Source organism: Sphingomonas sp. CCH5-D11 (genome assembly GCF_001557395.1).
Classification (GTDB): Bacteria; Pseudomonadota; Alphaproteobacteria; order Sphingomonadales; family Sphingomonadaceae; genus Sphingomonas.
In genome coordinates this window covers 1-584 of sequence record NZ_LSKH01000356.1, presented here as the reverse complement: position 1 = coordinate 584, position 584 = coordinate 1, and the positions used below count along the sequence as shown (strand labels likewise).

The window sequence follows — 584 nt, the reverse complement described above, 5'->3', positions numbered from 1 at the left end:
ACGCCGATCTGCCTGAGCCAGGTCTGGACGGCGGCGGCGATGAACTCGCTGCCATAGCACATTGGGAAGCGCTGGTTCGGGAGCCGCTATGGCCCTGATGAAGACAAGGCCGCGTAGCGGCCGCAGGCTTCATTAGGGCAAGCCATGGCCGGACAGCAGGTATCTAAAGTGAGGTTGTCGAGACAACACTTTGGAGACTGACCGACCATGACCAAGCTCACCCCTACGCCTGCCGGCGCCGTGCTGGTAGCTATCGATATGTCCAAGAGCCGGCAGGAGGTTCTCATCTGTTCCCCGTCAGCGTCAATGGCACAGATTTGAGGTTGTGAATTAAGGAGTGTTGGGGCTTCGTCGTAGTGACGAAGGAACGAAGATGAAGCCCCAACACTCCTTGAAAAAATCGCCTGCCAAGGCCCCTGCTGAGCGGGTGGTGAAGGACATCCGGCGGCAGACCCGGCGGCATTTTTCGGCCGAAGACAAGATCCGCATTGTGCTCGATGGGCTGCGTGGCGAAGACAGCATTGCTGAACTATGCCGCAAGGAAGGCATTGCCCAGAGCCTGTATTACACCTGGTCGAAGGAGT

Annotated in this window: 1 protein-coding gene; it reads left to right on the top strand. The window is 58.2% G+C overall.

The window, feature by feature from the left end:
• Positions 1 to 373 precede the first annotated feature (373 nt).
• The coding region (locus AX702_RS21295) for a transposase (RefSeq protein ID WP_156455630.1) at positions 374 to 584 on the top strand (211 nt) is incomplete at its 3' end.